The sequence below is a fragment of the Leuconostoc inhae genome (genome assembly GCF_019656015.1).
Lineage (GTDB): Bacteria > Bacillota > Bacilli > Lactobacillales > Lactobacillaceae > Leuconostoc > Leuconostoc inhae_A.
Genome location: NZ_BPKW01000004.1, coordinates 116,933 through 141,764 on the forward strand (window position 1 = coordinate 116,933; position 24,832 = coordinate 141,764).

The following is a 24,832-nucleotide window of genomic DNA, read 5'->3' on the forward strand; positions in this document are numbered from 1 at the left end:
GAAAACACAGTTATGAAAGGCAAAAAAATGGCAACAGTCATCAATAGTGAGCTCTCACCAGAGCAGGTACGCGATTCTAAGATTTATACCCAGTGGGGATTAACTGAGGCAGAATACAATCTCATTGTGACCGAGTTAAAACGTTTACCCAATTTTACTGAAGCTGGCATTTTTTCTGGTATGTGGTCTGAACATGTTTCTTACAAAAAGTCCAAACCAATTTTACGCAAATTTTGGTCAACTAATGAGCGTGTATTACAAGGTCCGGGCGAAGGCGCTGGTATTTTAGATATTGGTGACGGTCAAGCGGTCGTATTTAAAGCAGAAAGTCATAATCATCCTAGTTTTGTTGAACCTTATGAGGGTGCTGCAACTGGTGTTGGTGGTATATTACGCGATATTTTTTCAATGGGAGCCCAGCCAATTGCTGTATTAGATTCATTACGTTTTGGTGAATTAGATAATGCCCATACTAAACATATTGTTGATGGCGTGATTGCCGGTATTGCCGGTTATGGCAACGCTATTGGTATTCCAACAGTTGGTGGCGAAATCAGTTTTGATGCTGTTTACGCTGGTAATCCATTGGTCAATGTGATGGCCGTTGGGTTAATTGATCAAACAGCGATGCAAGTTGGACAAGCCAAGGGCATTGGCAATTCGATTATTTATGTTGGCGCAAAAACAGGTCGTGATGGCATTAATGGTGCCTCATTTGCATCTGCTGAATTTTCAACGGAGCAAGAATCAGATCGTTCTGCTGTGCAAGTTGGCGATCCATTTTTAGAAAAATTAGTGATGGATGCAACGCTTAAGGCTGTTAAAGATCATTCTGATATTATTGTTGGTATTCAAGACATGGGCGCTGCAGGTCTATTATCATCAAGTTCGGAAATGGCAGCTAAAGCCGGTATGGGCATTACGTTGAACTTGGATCTTGTACCACAACGTGAGTCACATATGACACCTTATGAGCTGATGCTTTCAGAATCACAGGAACGTATGGTGTTGGTTGTTAAACATGGGGAAGAACAACCAATTATTGATTTATTTCAAGAAGCTGATTTGGATGCTGTCATTATTGGTGAAGTCACAGATAATAGTCGTTATATTTTAGAGTTTGAAGGTAACACTGTCGCAGATGTACCCATTAATTTCTTAACACATGCACCAAAGCAAAATCTACCAATGATTGCGCCTAAACGGCTGTCAGAATTTTCAGATGCACAATATCAACCTGACATGTCTCAAGTTGAGGAAACAATTAAGGCATTAATGGCACAGTCGACTATTGCTTCCAAGGCTTCGTTGTTTAAACATTTTGATGCCATGGTGCGTGCTGATACCGTAATTAAACCTGGCGGGGATGCAAGTTTGGTACGTGTGCGTGGTACCAAAAAGGCTTTAGCAATGACGACAGATGTTAATGCGCGTTACTTGTACCTGAACCCACATATTGGTGCAAAAATGGCAGTTGCTGAAGCTGCACGCAATATTGTAGCCACGGGTGCTCTGCCAATTGGGATTACAGACGGTTTGAATTTTGGCTCACCTGATAATCCAGAAGTATATTATGAGCTAGATCAATCGGTAGCCGGTATTAATGATATGGCCAAACAATTCAACACGCCTATTATTTCTGGCAACGTATCCCTTTATAACGAAACTGATGGTCAAGCAATCTATCCCACACCTATGATTGGTATGGTTGGATTATTGGATGATATTAACCAAGCAACAACAATTGCTTTCAAACATGCTGGTGATGCTATTTACTTAATCGGAGAAACAACAGATAGCTTTAATGGTTCAGAAATTCAAAAGCTACAATTAGGGCAAATCAGTGGCCAATTATTTGAATTTGATGACGAAGCAGAGTTAGCGTCACAATCATTAGTTCGTAAAGCCATTGCGCAAAACCTACTTGCCAGTGCACATGACCTTTCAGAAGGTGGCATGGTTGTCGGCTTATTAGAAAGTAGTTTTGCTGGTAATTTGAGTTTTGATGTCATTACGAAACAATTGGATAAGTATCTGTTCTCTGAAACGGCCAGTCGATTTATTGTCAGTGTCCCTCAGACTAAAGTCGCAGATTTTGAACATATAGCAGGAAAACAGGCAACAAAAATCGGGTCAGTAACAAATGAGTCAGATGTTGTCATTAAGACACTAACACAAACGATTACTTTATCACGTGAAGAAATTCAAACAGTTTATCAGGAGAGTATTTCATGGCAATTAAAGGGTTAGAGCAACAACAAATCGCACAACGATTAGCCCAACAAACTGAAAAAACACGTGTGAACGTACGTAGCCTAAATGAAGAGTGTGGTATTTTTGGTGTTTGGGGGCGCCAAGATGCTGCTCAACTCACTTATTATGGCTTGCATGCTTTGCAACATCGTGGTCAAGAAGGTGCAGGCATTGTTGCAAACAACAATGGTCATCTCTGGCAGGAACGTGGTTTGGGGTTACTGAGCGATGTCTTTAGAGATCCCGCACGTATTGAAGCATTAACTGGAACAGCTGCAATTGGTCATGTGCGTTATGCTACCGCGGGTTCTCACGGTGTTGAAAATATTCAACCCCTTATGGTTAATTTTCACGATATGCAAATATCTCTAGCGCATAATGGTAACTTAACAAACGCGATGTCTTTACGAAAAGATTTAGAAGAAGAGGGCGCTATTTTTCAAAGTTCATCTGATTCTGAAATTTTGTTACATTTGATTCGACGATCAAAAGCAAGTACATTTGTGAACAAATTAAAAGAGGCATTGAATATTGTACGTGGCGGTTTTGCTTATTTATTGTTAACACCCCATGGTTTGTATGCGGCACTTGATCCACATGCATTTCGACCATTTGTTGTTGGACAAATGCCTGAAGGCAATTATATTGTCACTTCTGAAACAGCAGCACTAGATGTGATTGGCGCTCGTTTTGTTCGAGATGTCCAACCTGGTGAGTTATTGGTCATTGATGACAATGGGCTGACCATTGATAGTTATACAAAAAATACCGCATTGCATATTGACTCGATGGAATATATTTATTTTGCTCGTCCTGATTCTACAATCTATGGTGTCAACGTGCATAAAGCACGCAAACGTATGGGCGCAGCACTTGCTGCAGAGCAACCGGTGGCTGAGGCTGATATTGTTGTTGGTGTACCGAACTCAAGCTTATCTGCAGCAGCAGGATTTGCTGAAGCTACTGGCTTACCCAACGAGATGGGCCTGGTGAAGAATCAATATATCGCGCGGACATTTATTGAACCGACACAAGATAAACGTGAACGTGCCGTACGAATGAAATTGAGTGCAGTTAAAGATGTTGTGCGTGATAAAAATGTGGTCTTAGTTGATGATTCCATTGTTCGTGGTACGACTTCAATGTTTATTGTACGTATGTTAAAAGAAGCAGGCGCAAAATCAGTGCATGTGCGTATTGCTAGTCCAATTTTTAAATTTCCGTCTTTTTATGGTATTGATATGCAAACAACCAAAGAATTGATGGGTGCTAACAATACATTAGATGGTATGCGTGAAAAAATAGAGGCTGATTCGCTTGGCTTCTTATCGGTTGATCAACTTGTCAAGGCGATTGATTTACCTTACGATGGCCAAGGTACTGGGTTAACAACTGCCTATTTTGACGGTCATTACCCCAGTCCGATTTATGATTATGCAGCGAGTTTGTCATATTTTGTGGCAAAAGATCTTGTTGATTTTGCGCCTGAACCGACAACAACTTATCATCCCCGCCAAGTGGCCTCATTACGTAATGAAGAGACTTTGGCAGATGGGACAATTCACTTAGACTCACAAACAATTCAGGGAGTAGAATAATGACTGAGCAAAACGCATATCAACAAGCAGGCGTTGATATTAAAGCTGGTGAAAAGGCTGTTGAATTGATGAAAGACGCAGTATCTGATACCTATACAGATAACGTTTTAGATGGTTTAGGTGGTTTTGGTGCAGCGTTTGCACTTGGGTCAGACTATAAAAATCCGGTATTAGTGTCAGGTGCTGATGGTGTGGGCACCAAATTATTGCTCGCAATCGCTGCGAATAAACACGATACGATTGGTCAAGATTTAGTGGCTATGGTTGCCAATGATATTTTAGCACAGGGTGCAAAACCGGCCTTTATGTTAGATTATCTGGCAGTTGATAAAATGAGGCCAGAAGTTGTGGCAACAATTGTTACTGGTATTGCCAAAGCAGCTAAAGCATCCGGAATGGCGCTTATTGGTGGAGAAAGTGCAGAACTGCCAGGATTATATGCACCAAATCATTATGATTTAGCCGCTTTTGCAGTTGGTGTAGCTGAACGTGATCAGTTATTAGAACCAAAAAATGTCCAATCAGGGGATGTTTTAATTGGTCTACCATCATCGGGTATTCATTCAAATGGTTATTCTTTGGTTCGCCATGTGTTAGGTATTAAAACTGATGCTGATTTTAACCATCTACCTATCGAGGAACAAGAGACTCTTCTGACGCCAACTAATTTATATGCTAAGTCTGTTTGGCCACTCATTGCGCGGGGTAGCATTCAATCAATGGCGCATATTACAGGTGGTGGTTTAATTGAAAATTTACCGCGTGCGTATACGAATAAGTTGTCTGCCGAAATTAATTGGGGTTCATGGCCTGTATTGCCTATTTTTAATATGTTACAGGAAGCAGGCGACTTGTCAGTGGCAGATATGCTATTAACCTTTAACAACGGTTTAGGTATGGTACTTGTTGTTAAATCGGAGAACAGCCAGCAGGTGATGTCACAATTATCTCAAGCCAACCAGCCAGCGTATCTCATTGGTGAAATGACCGCACGTCAAGAGGAAGATGTTGTATTTAAAGGTGTAGCGCCATGGTAAAGTCAGTTCGGCTAGCTGTATTTGCATCAGGTACGGGAACAAATTTTCAAGCGTTGCACGATGCTATTTTACAGCGACATCTCGATGCTGAAATTGTGCGTTTAATAGTCGATAAATCGGCTGCTGGGGCGTTGAATTTATCAAAAATATTTGGCATTCCGGCAACGTTTATCAAATATTCAGATTATGAAACCAAATCAGAAGCGGAACAGGCTATTTTAAATCAGTTGAAAACAGATGCGGTTGATGGCATTTTACTTGCTGGTTACATGCGCATTTTAACACCTACTTTAATTGGTGCTTATTCTGGTAAGATCATTAATCTACATCCAGCGATGTTACCAAATTTCCCAGGTAGGCACAGTATTTTAGATGCTTATGAAGCGGGTGTTAATACGACAGGCGTAACCGTACATTTTGTGGACAATGGCATTGACACAGGCAAAATTATTGCGCAACAAAAAGTGCAGCGGTTACCCAGCGATACCTTACAAGATTTGGAAACTCGTATTCATAATGTTGAACATGTCTTGTATCCAAACACACTAGAACAGTTACTTAACGAAGGAGTATTCTTAAAATGACACGTGCATTACTTAGTGTTTCTGACAAAAAAGGGCTTGTACCATTTGCCAAAAAATTAGTTGAATTGGGTTACGAGCTAGTTTCAACTGGTGGCACACATAAAGTGCTTGCTGAAGCAGGCTTAGATGTGATTGCAATTGATGATGTGACAGATTTTCCAGAAATGTTGGATGGTCGAGTTAAAACATTACATCCCCGTGTGCATGCTGGTTTGCTAGCGCGACGTGACTTACCAGCCCACATGGCAAAATTAGCTGAGTTTAACATTACACCAATTGATATGGTTGTGGTCAACTTATATCCATTTAAGGAAACGATTCAAAAAAACGGTGTCACAGAAGCAGAAGCGATTGAAAATATTGATATTGGCGGCCCATCAATGTTGCGCTCAGCCGCAAAAAACTTTGCGTCAGTTTTACCAATTGTTGATCCATCTGATTATGATGTTGTGATTGAAAAATTACAAGCCAATCACGTTGACCAAACATTCCGCAAATCATTAGCGGCAAAAGTATTTCAGCATACTGCTGCTTACGATGCGTTAATTGCTGATTATTTAACGGAATCAGAATTTCCGACAAACCTAACTATACCATTTGAAAAATTTGATGATATGCGTTATGGGGAAAATCCGCATCAAAAAGCGGCAGCCTATACGACTGCCTTACCAGAAGCATATTCAGTATTAAATGCCGATATTTTGCATGGTAAGCAGTTGTCATATAATAATATTCGTGATGCTGATGCCGCTTTGCGTATTATTGCCGAATTTGAAGAAACGACTGTAGTCACTGTTAAGCACATGAATCCGGCAGGTATCGGACAAGGGGGAAGTTTAGAAGAAGCATGGGATAAAGCCTTTGCTGCTGATGATATTTCTATTTTTGGTGGTATTGTGGCCTTGAATCGTCAGGTTGATGCTGTAACAGCTAAGAAAATGCACGGCATTTTCTTAGAAATTATTATTGCGCCAAGTTTCACACCTGAAGCATTTGAAATTTTGGCAGCAAAAAAGAACTTACGTTTGTTGACTTTACCATTTACGAATACAATTTCACAAAATTTGGAGGTTACTTCCGTTTTGGGTGGTGTTGTTGTACAAGAACGTGACTTGATTGGTGAATCAGAAGCTAATTTCGAAGTTGTATCAACAGCACAACCAACAGCACAACAATTACGGGCAATGATTTTTGCACAAAAAGTTGTTAAGCATGTTAAATCTAATGCAATTGTTGTGGCACGTGATGGTCAAACACTTGGCGTGGGTGCAGGTCAACCCAATCGCATTGATTCAGTTGTTTATTCGATACAAAAGGCTGAAAATAAGATAGATTATAGTGAAGCCGTATTGGCATCAGACGCTTTTTTCCCAATGGATGATTCTGTGGCTTATGCGGCTAACCATGGCATTAAAGCGATTGTTGAACCTGGCGGTTCAATTAAAGATAAAGACTCAATTGCAAAAGCAGATGAGTTGGGGGTTGTGTTAGTATTTTCTGGCACACGTCACTTCAAACATTAAAAGTTAATTTAAAGCGCTGAGTATAGCGCTTTTTGTATGCTATAATTTGTCACAGAGGAATCAAAATGACACGTACAACACCAATCGAATTGACTAACATGATTATGATTGAAAATTCAAAAACCCATGAAATTCTAGTTGAAAACCGTAAGAATCCTACTTGGTCTGGCGTGACCTTTCCAGGCGGACACATCGAATCTGGCGAAACAGTTGTAGCCAGTGCCATTCGTGAGGCATACGAGGAAACTGGTTTAACGATTGAAAATCCGCGACTAGTTGGCATCAAAGAATGGCCATTGACTGATGGCGCGCGCTATATTGTGATGTTATTTAAGGCAACAAAATACCACGGTACGATTCAATCAGGACGAGAAGGTGACATATTTTGGACAACACGTGACGCACTGCGCGATATGATAACACCGCAAACTTTTTTAGAAATGTTACCAGTGTTTGATGAGATAGAAATTAACGAACTTGCACTAAGCGATGTATTTCAGGGTGAACGCACGGTAACGTGGCTGTAAAGATGCATCGGTTACTAAGTGATAGTTTGCAGTTGATAACCATGAAACGTTCTAATAACGAACAATATATCGTTTTGTGAGAAAAAAATAATTTATTAACGAACAAAAACATGAAAAAATTTGATAAAATAGGATATAACATAAAATAAATAATTTAGAGGCTGTGATGAAAAAAGTATTGATTATTGGTTCTGGCGCACGTGAACACGCTTTGGCACAAGCATTTTTGCGTAGTGATCAAGTGACGACAGTGATTGTTGCACCAGGAAATGATGGTATGACTGATGCAGGGCTAAAACGTGTGACAATTCCAGCAACGAATTTATTAGAACTTCGTGATTTAGCGATATCTGAGTCTGTTGATTTAACGTTTGTTGGTAACGAGGAGCCATTGACATTAGGGATTGTTGATTTATTTGAGGCAGCTGAGTTGCCCATTTTTGGCCCCTCTAAAGTATCAGCACAGTTAGAGGGATCAAAGTCTTTTACTAAAAATTTATTGCAAAAGTATGCTATTCCAACAGCAAAATCTGTGACTGTATCAACGCTAGACAGTGCAATTGATGTTTTACAGGACTTCGGGTTACCAATTGTATTCAAACTTGATGGTTTAGCCCTTGGAAAAGGGGTCACTATTATAACTGATCTGACAGCAGCCAATGCTTATTTGACAGAGTTATACATGCAAAATCCCACAACAAAATTAGTTATTGAGGAATACTTAGAAGGTGTTGAATTTTCTATATTTTCTCTTGTTGGAAAAAATGGCATGATAATACATGCGCCGTTGGCGCAAGATCATAAGCGTCGTTTTGATCAAAATAAAGGGCCAAATACTGGTGGCATGGGAGCCTATAGCCCTGTGCGTTGGCTTAGTGATGAAGTTAAAAATCGCGCGATTAAAGAACTTGTAGAACCAACAATTAATGCTTTGAAAAAAGAAGGCACACCTTTTTCTGGCGTACTCTATACAGGTGTTATGTTAACGCAAGCCGGGCCAAAAGTGATTGAATTTAACGTTCGGTTTGGTGATCCAGAAGCACAAGTGGTTTTGCCACAATACACCGGTGATTTTTATGAATTAATCAGTCAGTTAATGACTGGTCAACACCCTACAGCGCACTGGCAAATAAATGATGTTTATGTTGGCGTTGTTTTAGCCGCTACAGGTTATCCAGAAGCACCTGTTAAAGGTGCAATCGTGCCAACAGTAGAAGCTGTAACACCTTTAATTATTAATTTTGCTGGTGTCAAAAATGGTTTAGCAAATGGCGGCCGTGTAGTAACCATTGTTGGGCATGATACTACTGCTATTTTGGCACAAAAACAGGTTTACAATAAAATTAGTCTTTTGGAGACGAATCTAGAATATCGGCATGACATTGCTTATCAAGCGGTCAGTCATGAAAAAACACCCTTTTTTGATTAATTAGCTGAATTTTTTGAAAATGACCTGAGGTGTAAGTGTAAAAAGAAGGTATACTGCTATGAAAACAGACATTGAAATTGCTCAAACGGCTGCTATTAAGCCAATTACAGAGATTGCAGAGATTGCAGGATTAAAGGCGCATGAAATCGAACCATATGGTTATGATAAAGCAAAAATTAATCTAGACCTCACTGTGAAGCGAGACGAGACACTTGGTAAGTTAATACTTGTTACGTCAATTAACCCAACACCAGCTGGTGAAGGCAAATCAACAGTAACTGTTGGTTTAGCTGATGCCTTACAGATGGCTGGGAAAAAAACTATGATTGCTTTACGTGAACCATCTCTTGGACCCGTTATGGGAATGAAGGGCGGTGCTACTGGTGGCGGATATGCACAAGTCATCCCAATGGCGGATATTAATTTACATTTTACGGGCGATTTTCATGCCTTAACATCAGCCCACGATACATTAGCTGCTGTTTTGGATAATAGCATACAGCAAGGAAATCCGCTCAATATTGATCCACGTCGTATTTTGTGGAAACGTGTGTTAGATATCAATGATCGTGCGTTACGTCATATTAATATTGGCATGGGCGGCCCAACTTCCGGTGTGCCGCGTGAAGATGGCTTTGATATTACGGTAGCCTCAGAACTGATGGCTATTTTAACATTGTCAACCGATTTAATGGATTTGAAATCTCGCATTGCACGCATCGTTGTTGGTTACACTTATACAAAAGAACCAGTAACGGTGAGTGATTTAGGCGTTGCTGGGGCATTAACAGTGCTGTTAAAAGATGCCATCAAGCCTAATCTCGTACAAACATTAGCCCACACACCAGCAATTATTCATGGTGGGCCATTTGCTAATATTGCACAAGGAACTAATTCAATTTTAGCAACTAAAACTGCTTTGCAATTGGCAGATTATGCGGTAACGGAAGCCGGGTTTGGTGCTGACTTGGGAGGCGAAAAGTTTCTAGATGTTAAGGTGCCATTGTTAGGTAAAACACCAGATACAATCGTCGTTGTTGCAACAGTTAGAGCGTTAAAACATCACGGAAATGTCCCGCTAAAAGAGTTGAACATAGAGAATGTTGATGCTTTAAAAGTTGGTTTAGAAAACTTAGGACAACATCTAACAGCGATGAGCCGTTATGGGGTGCCAGTTATTGTTGCAATTAATCGCTTTACTGCTGATACAGAAGCTGAGTTACAGGTTGTTAAAAATTATGTTGAACAATTTGGTGCAACTGCTTATACGACTGAAGTTTGGGCAAAAGGTGGCGCTGGAGCTAAAGCATTAGCAGAAGCAGTGATTGAAAAAAGCGCGCAAAAATCTGACTTTACACCACTTTATCAATCGTCAGATGAGGCCATTGATAAACTCAACAAAATTGTACAAACAATTTACGGTGGCCAAGGTGTTGAATTATCTCAAGTTGCGCAAAGGCAATTAATGGCATTTAAGCAACATGGTTGGGATAAATTACCAATTATTATGGCCAAAACACAATATTCATTGTCTGACGATGCTAAACAACTAGGCGCTCCCAAAAATTTTGTGATTCATATCCGTGAATTTGTGCCGAAACTTGGTGCAGGATTTTTAATCGCTATGACAGGATCAATCTTAACAATGCCTGGCTTACCAAAACATCCCGCAGCGTTGGATATTGATATTGATAAAAATGGTGTCATTACTGGTCTTTTTTGAAGATGAGTTTGATGTTACAAAATAGAAAGGCGATACTATGGCGTTTTTACAGGTAAATTATTATTCGCAAACTTTAGGGATGGATCGTGTGATGACTGTTATTTTGCCAGAATTATCTGATCATAATCCAAACTGGACGGCTGCTGATTTACAAGATATACCAGTTTTATATTTATTGCACGGTATGTCAGGAGATCAGGCAGTATGGACACGTCGAACAAGTATTGAACGTTTAATCCGACAAACGCCAATAGCAATTGTGATGCCAGCAACTGATTTAGCTTGGTACACAAATACCCAATATGGGATGAATTATTTTGATGCATTAATGGATGAATTACCCAAAAAAGTTGCGACACTTTTTCCACAAATTTCAAAAAAACGCGACAAAAATTTTATTGCAGGTCTTTCTATGGGCGGATACGGCGCGTTCAAAATGGCTTTTAGTGGGGAAAAGTTTAGTTATGCAGCATCTTTATCTGGTGCATTAATAGGAGATCCGGATTTTCCAGGTCGAAAGACATGGCAAAATGATGCTTATTGGCAAGGCATATTTGGAAATTTGAAAAATTTTTTAGGATCAGAGAATGATATTATTTCATTAGCACAAAAGCAATCTAATGGAAAAAAGCCATTACCAAAGCTTTACGCATGGATTGGTGAACAGGATTTTTTGTTTGAAAATAATCAACGTACCATAGCGCAAATCAAGTCATTAGGGTATGATGTCACTTTTGAAACAAGTCCAGGTGAACATGACTGGTATTATTGGGACAAAAAAATTGAGCGTATTCTTGAATGGTTGCCAATTAATTATCGTCAAGAAAAACGATTATCGTAAATATACGCAACTGAGTTAGCAATGGCTAAATGATAATTGAAAACAAAAAGGGGAAATTATTATTGTGGAAAATAAATGGGTGCGGGCAGCCTTACCGGCTTTACTTATTCATGGCAGTATTGGCACAGTCTATGCATGGAGTGTCTTTAAACAGGCTATTGCGGACGATATTGGCACGAATGTGCCAAACGTTGAATGGGCATTTTCAATTGCCATTTTATTTTTAGGATTGTCAGCAGCGGCTTTAGGACATTTTGTAGAACGTGATATCAAAAAATCTGCACTATTGTCAACGTTATTTTTTGTTATTGGTATGATTGGAACAGGCATTAGTATTCATCAAAAATCATTACTTGGTATTTATATTTTTTATGGCGTTATTATGGGTATTGGCTTAGGTATTGGCTATTTAACGCCTGTTAAAAATTTAATGCTCTGGTTCAAAGACAATAAAGGACTTGGAACAGGGTTAGCTGTAGCAGGATTTGGATTAGCTAAAATGATTTTTTCTCCCATTATGATTAGCTTGCAACTTCATGTTGGTTTATGGCAGATGTTTGTTATTTTAGGGGCTGTTTTTGCCGTAATGATGTTGGTTGGCACAATGTTAATCAAGAAGCCAACTGATTGGCAAGAAAAGCCGCTTGAAAACCAATTTAAGCCTTTAAATTTGGTGAAAACACCGAATTTTATTGGTATTTGGCTGATGTTTTATCTTAACATTACAGCAGGATTAGCTATTATTTCGCAAGAAAAAGATATTTTAACGGGACTCAAAACAAGTAATGGATCGGCTATATTCTCAGTTGCAGCGATAACAACGATTGTGAGTATTGATGCTTTTTTCAATGCTGCTGGCCGTGTAGGATTTGCTAGTTTTTCTGACCGATTAAAGGATCGTAATACAATTTATCGTGTTATTTTTATTATGTCTCTGATTATGGCACTAAGCGCTTATTTGTTACCTGATCAGGCTACTTTGATGCCAATCGTCATTGTTGCCGCATTTTTCTTAATCAATGCTGGATATGGTGGTGGCTTTTCGGCATTACCACCGTTATTAGCAGATAGATTTGGCATGCATGCCATTTCAAAAATTCATGGTATGGCGTTGACAGCATGGGCAGCAGCCGGACTATCGGGTAATCAACTAGCTAGTTTTATAGTCCATGGCTTGGGTATGGATTATAAGGTGGTATTTATCGTTATTGCTGTATTATATGCAATTGCTTTTATAATTTCAATGACCGTTGTTAACTCAAAACAGACATTGATTGAATAAAATAATCACATGCCTAACTTTAGTTTTTTTTGATGATAGCAGCATGGTTGAGAATTAACGAACAATGTGTTCTGTTTGTGAGATAAAACTTATAAAATTACGAATGCAAATACTTAATTAACTGTTACAATTATAGTTAAAGAATAAAACATAAAGGAATCTAAAAATGATAGAACGTTATTCTCGTCAAGAGCTTCGTGACATTTGGTCAATGCAAAATCAATATCAAACTTGGCTTGATGTTGAAATTGCCGTTGATGCTGGTTGGGTTGCTGCAGGACATATTCCAGCTGCCGATCTTGAAAAAATTCGTGCCAATGCCAAATTTGATGCTAAACGCATCGCTGAAATTGAGTTGTCAACACGTCATGATGTGGTTGCGTTTACACGAAACGTTTCAGAATCACTTGGTGATGAACGTAAATGGATTCATTACGGATTAACTTCAACAGATGTTGTGGATACAGCACAAGCATTACGTTTACGTCAAGCTAATATTATTATTAAAGCAGATTTACAAGCATGGCGTGAAGCAATAAAAAAGTTAGCCCTACAATATAAAGAGACAGTTATGATGGGGCGTACACATGGTGTACATGCAGAACCAACGACATTTGGATTGAAAATGGCACGCTTTTATGCCTCGGCAACTCGGGCAATTGAACGTTTTGAACGTGTGTCTGCAGAAGTAGAAACAGGTAAGTTGTCTGGTGCCGTAGGCACATTTGCGAATGTGCCACCGTTTGTCGAAGAAGTTGCCATGAAAGAGCTTGGTTTGAGCGCACAACCTATTGGTTCACAAGTTTTGCCACGTGATCTGCATGCTGATTACGTTCAAACCATTGCTTTAATTGGCACACAAATGGAAGAATTAGCGACAGAAATTAGATCTTTGCAACGTTCAGAAATTCATGAAGTTGAAGAAGGATTTGCTAAGGGACAAAAGGGTTCTTCTGCCATGCCGCATAAACGTAATCCAATTGGTGATGAAAATATTACTGGATTGGCACGTGTTTTACGTGGTTATGCTGTTACTGCATTAGAAAATGTGACATTATGGCATGAACGTGATATTTCACATTCATCTGCAGAGCGCATTATTTTAGCTGATGCAACTGCCATTATTGATTATATGTTACAACGTCATACGAGTATTTTAAATAATTTAGGTGTCTTTCCTGATACAATGCGAAAAAATATGGATCGTACATATGGTTTGATATACTCGCAACGTCTGTTATTGAGTTTAATTGATGCGGGGTTATCTCGCGAACAAGCTTATGATACTGTACAACCATTAACGGCCCGTTCTTGGGATGAAAGATTGATGTTTCGTGACCTTGTTGATGCTGATAGCACAATAGCATCACACTTAACAAAAGTACAAATTGATGACGCCTTTGATTATCATTATCATTTGCGTCATGTTGATGAAATCTTTAAGAGAGTAGGTTTGGCATGAGGTCGTTAATTAATCACCCAGCTATCAAATCAGTCTTGGCAACCGAAACTGACATTCAAGCACAAGTACAACGTGTGGCAAATGAGTTAACATTGAAATTTGAAGATCAGCCACAACGCCCAATATTTATTGCGGTGCTTAAGGGTGGGGTGATTTTTGCAACAGATTTACTACGTAAAATGCCACTTGATGTTGATTTTGATTTTATTGATGTTAAAAGCTATTCTGGCCTTGAATCGACAGGACAAGTAAAAGTAGTACATAATGTCAGTATGGATTTAACAGGACGTGATGTCGTTGTTGTTGATGAGATTATTGATTCTGGTCGAACGATGCAATGGTTGCATAATTATTTTGATTTAAAAGGTGCAAAAACAGTAACAACAGTTGCTTTGGCCGATAAAAAAGCAGCTCGTGTGGTTGATTTTGAAGTTGATTATTTTGGTTTAGATGTGCCGGATGAGTTTTTGGTTGGTTATGGTATGGATTATAATAATTTTTTCCGTAATTTACCAGTTATCGCTGTTGTGGATTTTGATAAGTTAGATTTAATTAAGTAAATGACGTTTTTTTTGTTCGCTATTTAACATTGAGAACAAAGTGTCAATAAATTATAAAAGCGCGGCTCTTAGTGAGTCGCGCTTTGACGTTGGTTGATAAAATTTTGTAGTGTCGGTGAATACAGCCGTTCAGCAGCATGTAGTGATTTTCCATTTTTTGCACCTAGCAATGTAAATAGCCGTGGCAAAGCATGTTGCCAATCTTCAATTTGTTGAATCAGTGCAACTTCGCCTTTATCCATAAGCGTTGATAACATAAATCCAGCACTTGAAGTTAAAGATGCACCAAGCATTAAGCTTGTGACAATATCATTTGCAGACTGAATACCGCCCGTTGCAATAAGTGGCAATTGATTAGATGCAAATTGTGCTGATAATAAACTTTCTACCGTGGATAAACCATGATGATCAATGTTGAAAGTATCTGGTTGACGATTACGGCGCCGCTCAATGACTGCAAAATTGGTACCGTTGGCACCACCAACATTAATTGCTGCAGGTTCAAGTTGATTGATTATTTCAAAAGCCTTGTTACTCATACCAAACCCAACTTCTTTAATAATAACTGGCACAGGTGATTTAGCGATGATTGTTGCAAGATTTTCAAGCCAATAGAATTCACGATCGCCTTCTGCCATAACGAGTTCTTGACCGACGTTGACGTGCATTTCAATTGCGTTAGCATCGATCATATCGATGGCATTACGAACATTGGCTATCGGATGGTCTGCACCTAAATTGGCAATTAAAAATCCTTCAGGATTATTTTGACGAGCAATTTTGAACGAGGCAACTGCATCAGATTCTTTTAGAGCTATTGATTGTGAACCAACTGCCATTGCTAAATTAGTTTTTTCAGCTACTTGGGCAAGTTGGCCGTTAACACGACCAGTTAAGTGCGAACCACCGGTCATGGCTTCAATATAAAAAGGCCAATCAAAATGATGATTTAAAATTGTTGTACCGAGGTTCACATCTGCTACTGACATTTCTGGAAATGTATCAGGTAACCAACGTATATCGTTAAAATCAGCACCAACTTTTAGTCGTTGATTTTGGCGCCAGATATTGACACCAAGTGATAAATGTTCATCTTTACGATGCGCTTGTTTAGATTCACTCATAATTAACCTCTTTTTGTGGTGAAATAACAATGACTTGTGTGTCAATTTGATGTAATTGCCAAAAATTAATGAGATTGTCGACATTGTCATTAAATACTGCAAACCCATTATCCCCAAATCCGGCGCCACTAATTTTTCCAGCAACATTTTTTAGGCTCGCCAGTAATATGGCTAATTTTGGTGTGATATAACCAGCAGGTAAATTATCAGTGAGTAGAAGCTGATTGGCGCGCAGACCCTTGGAAAAATTAACATAGTTACCTGTAACAACTGTATTAATAATATTTTGAACGATATCTTGACTTTCAGATAAAAATTCTTCTGCTAAGTTAAGGCCTTTGATAGCAGATTTAGTATCAGCTGATTCATGGGTTGCACCAAGTAATAGTTGCCAGTCAGTTGGCCAAGGCAGTGGGGTAATTGCTAATTTAGGCCAAGGTTTATTGATAATAGTAGGCGTTAACCAACTCTTATTAGCTTGTGTAAACTCTGATAAATCAGGACTTTGATAAGCAATGACACCACCATAAGTAATTGCGGCAATGTCGCCTAGAGAACCATTTTTTTGGACATGTAGATGAGCTAAACTAGCTAGTTTAAAGCGTGTCAAAATAGGTAAGTTAAGTTTGAAAAAATCATTGAACGCTTCAACGACACCAACGACAACGGCGGCTGAAGATCCTAACCCAATTTTACCAAATGGCCCGTTTAAGTTGCTTGTAATTGTTAGAACAACTTCATTGAACTGATTATTTTTTGCATCAATCTTAACATAGTCATGGATAATCTTAATTGCAGCTCTAACGTAACGCCAGTCGTCAACATACTGATTTTCGGTGTGATTAATTTGGAAATGCCATTGCTTGGGAAGGGTATTAGAGTAGGCACTTGATTTTGTATTTGAGGGCACTATTTCAATGCTTAATCCAGTGGTTGTAGCAGCAAGAATTGCTGTGTTACCAGGATGTGTTACAGCATATTCGCCGGCCAAAAAAAGTTTACCGGGGATGAAAACTTTAGTCATAAGTTATACCTGATCCGCTCGTAGCAGTTTCTATATGAAGTTGTGGTAGTTTGTCATGTAAGGCTGCAACAACATGTGGGGCAGTAGTTAAAGTTGTTATAATTTTGACATTAGGACCAGCATCGATGGTTGCGAAAGCCAGTAAGCCTTGATGACGAATGTCTTGAATGATTTTTAGTATTTGTTGTGTTTCACTTGTGAAGTAAGTGAAAGGTTGTTGTTGTGCGGTTAGATTTAAAGCATGCATACTTAATGCGTTGTCTTCTGCAATACTACCAATTTTTTCAATATCTTTGTCCATCACGGCAGCTTGCATATCAACGAATTGATTTTTACTTTTGTTTATCCAGTCACCATAGTTTGGTGATGTCATTGCTCTGCGCATACCTTCACTAGAACTAACTTTTTTAATGTCAGATGATACTTCAGCAACCACAAGTGCTATTGGCATATCAGGTGCGTGGAGACTCTCAGCAAATGAAGATGTATCATCTGTGCCTTCATGCCACACGGCAAAATGGCCATAAAGTGATCGTGAAGCTGAACCAGAACCACGACGTGCAAGACGTGATAGTGATTCATTTGGCTTTATAATTCCGAGTTCACGTGTGACAGCACCTGTGAGTGCTGCAAATGCTGAAGCCGAAGAGGCTAATCCAGCGCTAGTTGGCACATGATTAGTTGATGTGATGGTTAGTGGACTAAATTGACCAAGTTGTTCACGTAAAATATTTAAAAAATGGTGAGTTCTTGTTGTGTCTACCGATAAATTGTTTAAAATTAATTGATCACTATGTACATTTGGCGTGACCGTTGTTTGCGTGTAAAACTGCTCAAGCGTTAAGGATAATGAACTGGTAGTTGGTAAGTTTAAGATAGGATCTTTTTTACCCCAATACTTAATAAGAGCGATATTTGTATGTGCGGTTGCTGTTGTGGACATAGGGATTCTTTCTGAAATATAAGTTACTTCAATATTATCATATTTAATCTTTTTAGGCAGGGTTCATTGCTAAAATGTGTCAACATTCTATGTTTAGGATTGTATGAAATATGGTAGTATTGAAGTAATACAAATTGTTGAAAAATTGAATTTTAGTAGCATTAATTATTGGAGGGGTTTCATGGCGAAAAATAAAGGACAACAGTCTTGGTATCGTCGACTGTTTTCAGGAAATGATTTATTACAGGGTTTACTTGTTATTTTACTCATCTTATTGATTATTTTTTTGGGTTGGCAAGTGCGTTTTATATTTGGGCCAGTACGTGCACTATTTACAGCAGTCGGTGCGCCAATTTTAATTGCTGGTGTACTGTACTACTTACTAAGTCCAGTGGTTAATTTAATGAGTAAATATACGCGATCACCACGTGGTATATCAATTGGTATAATTTTGATACTGTTATTAGCAGTGATAGCAGGAATTGTAACGACCGTGGTTTTTGTATTACGTAGCCAAGTTGTCACCTTTATTGATAATTGGCCTGGCTATTGGCACACAAGCCAAAATTTCATTAATGAAACATTTAAATCAGACCAGTTTAATCCAGTGAGAGAATTTTTAAATCATACAAACACCAACATTAACCAAACTGTCATTGATTGGAGCCGAAAATACCTCACAACTGGCGTAGCTGGCATTAGTTCATTTGCATCAATATTAACAACTGTTGGTATAACAGCTGTTGCAACACCCTTTATTTTGTATTATATGCTGTTGGATGGGCATAAATTTTCTGAATTTATTGCTGAAAAATTTCCACCTCAAGCACAACAATCATTACAACAGTTATTGAAAGATATCAGCAAACAAATTGCGCAATACATTCGTGGACAACTAGGTGTTGCTTTTGCGGTTATGATTATGTTTAGCATTGGGTTCACATTGATTGGGTTACCCTATGGCATTTTACTTGCATTAATGGCAGGTTTCTTTAATATGATTCCCTATGTTGGGTCAATTATTGCACAAGTACCTGTATGGACTGTCGCGCTAATAGCAGGTGGACCAAAAATGTTAGTATTGGCAATTATTGTTTTAGCTATTGAACAACCAATTGAAGGACATGTGATTGCACCAAAAATTTTGGGTGAAGCGTTATCTATTCATCCAGTAACGGTTATTGTTGTATTATTAAGTAGTGGGCATATATTTGGTGTTCTAGGTATTATTTTAGCCGTACCGACATATGCTGTTGTAAAGGTTATCGTGATACGTATTTATATGTGGTGGCGTAGCAATTCAGAATTTTATAAAGACGAAGTGGAAGACATATAGAAATGACTAATCATATTGTATTATTTGAACCCTTAATGCCAGCAAACACTGGTAATATTGCACGTACAACGGCGGGGACTGATGCCGTTTTACATTTAATCGAACCATTAGGATTTGAACTTGATGATAAACATGTTAAACGTGCCGGATTAGATTATTGGGAGCATGTGAAATTAGTAAGGCATGCCAGCTTACCTGATTTTCTGGCAACTTTGACTGGTAAAGATCAACTTTATTTAGTTTCTAAATTTGCTAATATGGATTATACACAGCCTAATTATAATCAAACGCAAGGTGATCAATACTTTTTGTTTGGTAAAGAAACTACTGGGCTACCAGAAGTATTTATGCGTCAAAATCCTGAAAAAGCAATTCGTATTCCACAAAACGATACACATATTAGGTCACTAAATCTGTCAAATACTGTTGCAATTGTTTTGTTTGAAGCTTTACGTCAACAGCATTTTCCTAATTTAGATACGATTCATACTTATGAGCAAGATAAATTGAAGTAAGTGGTTGACAATAGTTGAAATAATTGTTAACATAATATAGTTATTTCAATAATGACTATAACAGCTGACCATGGCTCGTTGGTCAAGCGGCTAAGACGCTGCCCTTTCACGGCGGAATCGAGAGTTCGATTCTCTCACGAGCTATAAAAAGTCGCAACCCTGGTTGTGACTTTTTATATTGTGTCAGAAAATTTTAAGCAAGAAAACGAACAAGTGTTTGTTTTCTTTTCATGGTAAAATAAAGTCTAGGTCATAAGTAATAATAAAGGTGAAGATAATTGGCAACTCGAAAAACACCCCAAAAGCGGCGTACAACGACAACTCGAAAAAAAGCAAACACAAATAGAATTATTAGTAAAAATATTGTTATTTTAGTGATGGCATTATTTGGTGTATTAGGTATATTTAAATTAGGTTTGCTAGGCGCGTATATGGCAAATATCTGTCGCTTCTTTTTTGGTAACTTGTATCTTGGATTTTTAGTACCATTTACAGCTGCTTTGATTTATTATTTTATATTTAAAAAATTACCAAAAATTGCCGGGCATTTCTGGATGGGGGCTATTATGGTCTTTATTTCATTGCTCACAATGTCTTCCTTACTGTTTTTTACATACACATTGAAAAACGGCAACGGCTATATGCAAGAAGTAGTCCATTTAATCGGACAGGATTTTGTTAATAAGGCAGCAAATACACCAGTGGGTGGTGGTAGTGTAGGTGCTATAATCTATCAATTATTATTTACCTTGATGTCAAATATTGGCACATGGATCGTTTCGATCATACTATTGTTTGCTGGGATTGTTATTTTCTTCCGTATTCCTGCACGTGATTTAACACAAAAAGGTATTGAGAAAGCTCAAAAAGGTGTTGCGTATGTTCAAGAACAACACGCGAATATGCCACCACGAGCACCACTTTTTAAAAAACGTGATCGGCGAAAAAAACGTATGGCTGATTATGGTGATGATCCATTAGGTGTTCATAATAGCGCGACATCAGCAGTGTCTAAAGAACAACAGCTTGATAGTGGTCAGGAAAAACAAAAGACCGAGGACTTTGTAAAGCCTGAAATTAAATGGCGTGGACCTATAACAGAAGAAGCTATACAAAACGATAGCGTGGCAAAAAATGTCAGCAAATCGACTGAAACGCCTGACGAATTGGTTGAATTAGCTACAGGCACAATAGAAGATGAGAATCCTGATTATCAATTGCCAACTATTGACTTGTTAACGCAAGTTGCGCCAACTGATCAAACGAAAGAATTTAAAAGCTTAACTGAAAAATCACGCCTAGTACGTGATACGCTACTTAGTTTTGGTGTAGAAGCTGAAGTCACTAGTGTGTCTCTTGGACCAACTGTAACACAGTATGAACTTAAACCAGGACAAGGGGTTAAAGTTAACCGCATTGCTAACTTATCAGATGATCTGGCATTAGCATTAGCAGCGAAATCTATTCGAATTGAAGCACCGATACCTGGTAAACCATATGTAGGTATCGAAGTACCAAACGATACTCAGGCTACAGTTAGTTTCCGTGATATGATTGAACAAGCCCCTAAAGATGACAAGCATCTTTTGAATGTTCCCTTAGGTCGTGATGTTACAGGAAATATTATCATGGCTAATTTAGCGGATATGCCACATTTGTTAATTGCTGGATCAACAGGTTCAGGTAAATCAGTCGGCCTAAATAGTATTATTATTTCAATTATTTTAAAGGCAAAACCAAGCGAAGTAAAATTGATGATGGTCGATCCGAAAGTGGTTGAACTATCAATTTATAATGGCATTCCGCACTTATTGACACCAGTTGTTTCTGATCCACGAAAGGCGGCCAAGTCTTTGCAAAAAGTTGTAGACGAAATGGAAAATCGTTATAAATTACTTGCGCAATTTGGAAAACGTAATATTGGAGAATATAACTTAGCAGTTGACAAGCAAAATTCTGAAGCTAAAGAATCCGGTGCCACTGTTATGCAAAAAATGCCGTATATTGTAGCCATTGTTGATGAATTTGCAGATTTGATGAGTACGGTTGGCTCAGAAATAGAAGTATCTATTGCACGTTTAGGAGCAAAGGCACGTGCAGCAGGAATTCATATGATTTTAGCAACGCAACGGCCGGATGTGAAAGTTATTAATGGGACAATTAAAAGTAATATACCAGGACGTATTGCTTTTAGAACAGCTTCGGGTATTGATTCACGTACTATTTTAGACAGTAATGGTGCTGAGAAATTGTTAGGCAAAGGGGATATGATTTTTGCTCCGCCAGGAAAACCTACGCAACGCGTTCAAGGTGCATTTATCAGTAACACTGATGTCACTAACGTTGTCGAGTTTGTTAAGGCTCAACAAGAAGCCCAGTACTCAGAGTCAATGACCGTAACTGATGATGAAATTTCACAAGATAATGGTAATGGTGTGAGCCAAGGTGATAGTGAAGATGAACTATTTCAGGAAGCCATACAATTCATTATTGAACAACAAAAGGCGTCAACTTCATTACTGCAACGTCGTTTCCGTATAGGTTATAATCGCGCGGCGCGATTAATTGATGATTTAGAAGCTGGCGGTTATATTGGCCCAGCTGATGGATCACGGCCACGTCATGTCAATATTAGTGATGGCACTTCAGGTATAGAACACGATTAATATGAATATCTGACTAGGCGATAAGCTATTAAAAAATACACGAACTAAGACATGAGGTAAACCCGCAAAGTTAAAGTGAAAATCACTTAACTTTGCGGGTTTGCCTTACTTGTTCGTGTATTTTTATTGTTGTTTAAACATGGGCTTAATTTGTTCAGCGAAGCTATGATCCGGATCATTAACGAATGTCGTATAATCCTGCCAATACTTATCAGATAAGATAACTGGTTCTGCAATATTATCTGGAATAAATCCTCTAGGAATATTGCCACCATTGTTTAAAGGACCATCATAGCTTATTGAAAAATCTTTTAATTTTTTTTCAATAACTAATGATTGCGGGCCAAACCAATTGTATGGTTCACGATGGATAAGACTATCGTCAGTTTTGAAAATATCAAAATGTGTGCTTACTTTGAATGGATGAACTAGGGAAACAAATGTGATTTGGCGATTATCAATATAAACAATACAGCCAGCCATTTCAGAAGGTAAGTTGATATTTTTGTTTTTTTCTGCCGCCAATAATAATAGGCCAGTATAATCAGTTTCTAGTGCTACTGGTTTACCGAGTAGAATTGTTAGTAGCTGTTCTGGTGCGATACTTAGTGTTCTCATAATTAGTCTTGAACCTTAATGAAAGAAAAACTGTTGAAGTCAAACAAACCTTGATCTGTAATTTTCAAACTTGGAATTACCGGTAAGGCCATGAAAGATAACGTCAAGAAGGGATCATACTTAATGTCACTAATATCAGAAAACGCTTTTTGTAACTTGTTATTGGTTGCAATTGTATCTTGAAATGACTGATCAGACATTAAGCCGCCAATCGCAAGTGGTAGAGTTGTTATTTTGCCATTATTGACAACAACTTGTCCACCGCCAATCTCACGTAATGTATCGGCAGCAAGAATAATATCAGAATCATTTGTACCAGCAATGATGATATTGTGCGAATCATGAGCAATCGTTGAAGCAATTGCGCCAGATTTTAGATTAAATCCTTTGATTATACCGATACCGTGCCCAAGATTATGATATCGTTCTGCGACAACTATTTTTGCGTAGGTATTGTCTGGCGTAAAATAGCCATTGGTACTTGGGACATTTTCAACAGTATGCTTTGTCGTAATATGGTGCGGCATAATATTGATGACATGTGCAGGCTTTTTTGAATTAATTGGTAATTTAATATCTGACATTGTTAAAGTAAAATTGAGAAGTTGATTGGCTAGTGGTGTCACTTGGGTTGCTGGTTCAGCATACCACTCACCGTTGATCATCGTTTTTTTCACAGTAAAATCATTTAATTGATCGATTATGACTAAATCGGCTACAAAACCATCAGTTAACGCGCCAATATTTTGGAGATGTTGTGCTTGGGCAGCATTATAACTACCGATTGTGAAAGCCATGGCAGGCGCCATACCGTTTTTAATTGCTAACTTAACGCTGAAATCAATTGAACCTTCATGTTGTATGTCGTTTGCTGTTTTATCATCAGTAGCAAACGAAAAGTGTGATTGATTGGCAACATTAATTGCCGGAAGAATGGCAATTTCGTCACGTTCAACTGTGCCTTCACGTACAAATACTGAAAATCCTGAATTTAAACGCTCAAGTGCTTGTGATGCATTTTCACTTTCGTGATCGGTGTCAATACCATATTTACGATAAATTGCGAGCTGAGCTCGTGACAATCCGGAGGCATGACCATCGACATGTTTGCCAGCTGCCTGTGCGTCCCTAATTTTTTGATGCATATCACTATCTTCATTGAAAACAGCGGGAAAATCCATCACCTCAGCCAGCCCATTAACTTCTGGTACGCTATAAAAGGGTTTAAGCGCATCTGCGTGCAATGTTGCACCGGCATGCTCAAACGGTGTTGCTGGAACGGATGATGGCAGCATGTAGTGTATATGAAGTGGTGATTGTCGTGCCTCCTCCAGCATATATTGAATTCCGGAAACGCCTGAAACACTAGCAATTTCATGTGGATCAGCAAAAATTCTAGTGATGCCATGTGGGATGACTAATTTACCAAATTCACTAGGTGCTAATAGCGAGCTTTCAATATGTACGTGAGCATCAATTAATCCTGGAATAACATATTGTCCCTGAGCGTCATAGGTATGTAGTGCTTTAAAATCTGAGCGTTGGCCACGATAAACAATTTTGGCATTGTCTATCCAAAGTTCTGTTTCATCAAATTTAAGATTAAATACATCTAAAATTTTGGCATTAATAATATGCCATGTCACGTTTTTTGTCACAATAACACTCACTTTCATTTTTTAATAGTTTACCACAATTCAACGTTTGTGAATGGTAGGATATTGCCTAGTAAATAAATTAAACTGCTGATTAGACCTATACCAATTTATATATGTCGTTGACAAATA

The 24,832-nt window shown here is 38.4% G+C and carries 20 protein-coding genes and 1 tRNA gene; 16 read left to right on the forward strand and 5 right to left on the reverse strand.

Annotated elements, in window-relative coordinates:
* The first annotated feature begins 27 nt into the window (after positions 1-27).
* The 12 genes from purL to hpt all read left to right on the forward strand — a co-directional run bounded on the left by purL (position 28) and on the right by hpt (position 14,819).
* Positions 28-2,250, forward strand: a complete 2,223-nt coding sequence (gene purL / locus K5Q14_RS03020; RefSeq protein ID WP_220734489.1) for a phosphoribosylformylglycinamidine synthase subunit PurL — start codon at positions 28-30, stop codon at positions 2,248-2,250.
* Positions 2,232-3,851, forward strand: coding sequence for an amidophosphoribosyltransferase (gene purF, locus K5Q14_RS03025; RefSeq protein WP_220734356.1), 1,620 nt, complete (start codon positions 2,232-2,234; stop codon positions 3,849-3,851). Before purL ends, purF begins: the two co-directional genes overlap by 19 nt.
* Positions 3,851-4,888, forward strand: a complete 1,038-nt coding sequence (purM, locus tag K5Q14_RS03030; protein WP_220734357.1) for a phosphoribosylformylglycinamidine cyclo-ligase — start codon at positions 3,851-3,853, stop codon at positions 4,886-4,888. Before purF ends, purM begins: the two co-directional genes overlap by 1 nt.
* Positions 4,882-5,472 (forward strand): phosphoribosylglycinamide formyltransferase, encoded by a 591-nt coding sequence (gene purN / locus K5Q14_RS03035; RefSeq protein ID WP_220734358.1) that lies wholly within the window; start codon positions 4,882-4,884, stop codon positions 5,470-5,472. The genes purM and purN overlap by 7 nt, the downstream gene beginning before the upstream one ends.
* Positions 5,469-6,995: a bifunctional phosphoribosylaminoimidazolecarboxamide formyltransferase/IMP cyclohydrolase gene (purH, locus tag K5Q14_RS03040; RefSeq protein ID WP_220734359.1), complete on the forward strand. Its 1,527-nt coding sequence runs from the start codon at positions 5,469-5,471 to the stop codon at positions 6,993-6,995. Before purN ends, purH begins: the two co-directional genes overlap by 4 nt.
* 65 nt (positions 6,996-7,060) lie before the next feature.
* Positions 7,061-7,522, forward strand: a complete 462-nt coding sequence (locus K5Q14_RS03045) for an 8-oxo-dGTP diphosphatase (protein WP_220734360.1) — start codon at positions 7,061-7,063, stop codon at positions 7,520-7,522.
* A 166-nt stretch (positions 7,523-7,688) separates the two neighbouring features.
* Positions 7,689-8,951, forward strand: a complete 1,263-nt coding sequence (purD, locus tag K5Q14_RS03050; RefSeq protein ID WP_220734361.1) for a phosphoribosylamine--glycine ligase — start codon at positions 7,689-7,691, stop codon at positions 8,949-8,951.
* A 58-nt stretch (positions 8,952-9,009) separates the two neighbouring features.
* Positions 9,010-10,674, forward strand: coding sequence for a formate--tetrahydrofolate ligase (locus tag K5Q14_RS03055; RefSeq protein ID WP_220734362.1), 1,665 nt, complete (start codon positions 9,010-9,012; stop codon positions 10,672-10,674).
* A 37-nt stretch (positions 10,675-10,711) separates the two neighbouring features.
* Positions 10,712-11,515 (forward strand): alpha/beta hydrolase, encoded by an 804-nt coding sequence (locus K5Q14_RS03060; RefSeq protein WP_220734363.1) that lies wholly within the window; start codon positions 10,712-10,714, stop codon positions 11,513-11,515.
* 64 nt (positions 11,516-11,579) lie between these two features.
* A complete protein-coding gene (locus K5Q14_RS03065; RefSeq protein WP_220734364.1) occupies positions 11,580-12,797 on the forward strand; it encodes an OFA family MFS transporter in 1,218 nt (405 codons plus the stop codon).
* 166 nt (positions 12,798-12,963) lie between these two features.
* Entirely contained in the window at positions 12,964-14,259 is a 1,296-nt protein-coding gene (gene purB / locus K5Q14_RS03070) for an adenylosuccinate lyase (protein WP_220734365.1), read from the forward strand.
* Positions 14,256-14,819, forward strand: coding sequence for a hypoxanthine phosphoribosyltransferase (hpt, locus tag K5Q14_RS03075; RefSeq protein WP_220734366.1), 564 nt, complete (start codon positions 14,256-14,258; stop codon positions 14,817-14,819). The genes purB and hpt overlap by 4 nt, the downstream gene beginning before the upstream one ends.
* A 68-nt stretch (positions 14,820-14,887) precedes the next feature.
* Here the strand turns inward: hpt and fni are convergent, their stop codons facing one another.
* Genes fni through mvaD form a run of 3 tightly spaced genes read right to left on the reverse strand, consistent with a single transcriptional unit; the run spans position 14,888 to position 17,910 of the window.
* Positions 14,888-15,943, reverse strand: coding sequence for a type 2 isopentenyl-diphosphate Delta-isomerase (gene fni, locus K5Q14_RS03080; RefSeq protein WP_220734367.1), 1,056 nt, complete (start codon positions 15,941-15,943; stop codon positions 14,888-14,890).
* Entirely contained in the window at positions 15,936-16,967 is a 1,032-nt protein-coding gene (locus tag K5Q14_RS03085) for a phosphomevalonate kinase (RefSeq protein ID WP_220734368.1), read from the reverse strand. Before K5Q14_RS03085 ends, fni begins: the two co-directional genes overlap by 8 nt.
* On the reverse strand, positions 16,960-17,910 hold the full coding sequence (gene mvaD, locus K5Q14_RS03090; RefSeq protein ID WP_220734369.1) for a diphosphomevalonate decarboxylase: 951 nt from the start codon (positions 17,908-17,910) through the stop codon (positions 16,960-16,962). The genes K5Q14_RS03085 and mvaD overlap by 8 nt, the downstream gene beginning before the upstream one ends.
* Positions 17,911-18,091: 181 nt before the next feature.
* Here mvaD and K5Q14_RS03095 point away from each other — a divergent pair, with 181 nt between their 5' ends.
* The 4 genes from K5Q14_RS03095 to K5Q14_RS03110 all read left to right on the forward strand — a co-directional run bounded on the left by K5Q14_RS03095 (position 18,092) and on the right by K5Q14_RS03110 (position 22,427).
* Entirely contained in the window at positions 18,092-19,246 is a 1,155-nt protein-coding gene (locus K5Q14_RS03095) for an AI-2E family transporter (protein ID WP_220734370.1), read from the forward strand.
* Positions 19,247-19,248: 2 nt separating this feature from the next.
* Positions 19,249-19,761 carry a tRNA (cytidine(34)-2'-O)-methyltransferase gene (locus K5Q14_RS03100; RefSeq protein ID WP_220734371.1) on the forward strand — a complete coding sequence of 171 codons (513 nt, stop codon included), beginning with the start codon at positions 19,249-19,251 and terminating at the stop codon, positions 19,759-19,761.
* A 72-nt stretch (positions 19,762-19,833) separates the two neighbouring features.
* Positions 19,834-19,905: transfer RNA gene (locus K5Q14_RS03105), tRNA-Glu, on the forward strand.
* Positions 19,906-20,039: 134 nt separating this feature from the next.
* Complete coding sequence (locus tag K5Q14_RS03110; RefSeq protein WP_220734372.1) at positions 20,040-22,427, forward strand: FtsK/SpoIIIE family DNA translocase; 2,388 nt, start codon at positions 20,040-20,042, stop codon at positions 22,425-22,427.
* A 123-nt stretch (positions 22,428-22,550) separates the two neighbouring features.
* Here K5Q14_RS03110 and K5Q14_RS03115 read toward each other — a convergent pair whose 3' ends face one another.
* Both K5Q14_RS03115 and ade read right to left on the reverse strand, forming a co-directional pair.
* Complete coding sequence (locus K5Q14_RS03115) at positions 22,551-23,045, reverse strand: hypothetical protein (RefSeq protein WP_220734373.1); 495 nt, start codon at positions 23,043-23,045, stop codon at positions 22,551-22,553.
* Positions 23,046-23,047: 2 nt separating this feature from the next.
* On the reverse strand, positions 23,048-24,703 hold the full coding sequence (gene ade / locus K5Q14_RS03120; protein WP_220734490.1) for an adenine deaminase: 1,656 nt from the start codon (positions 24,701-24,703) through the stop codon (positions 23,048-23,050).
* Positions 24,704-24,832 lie beyond the last annotated feature (129 nt).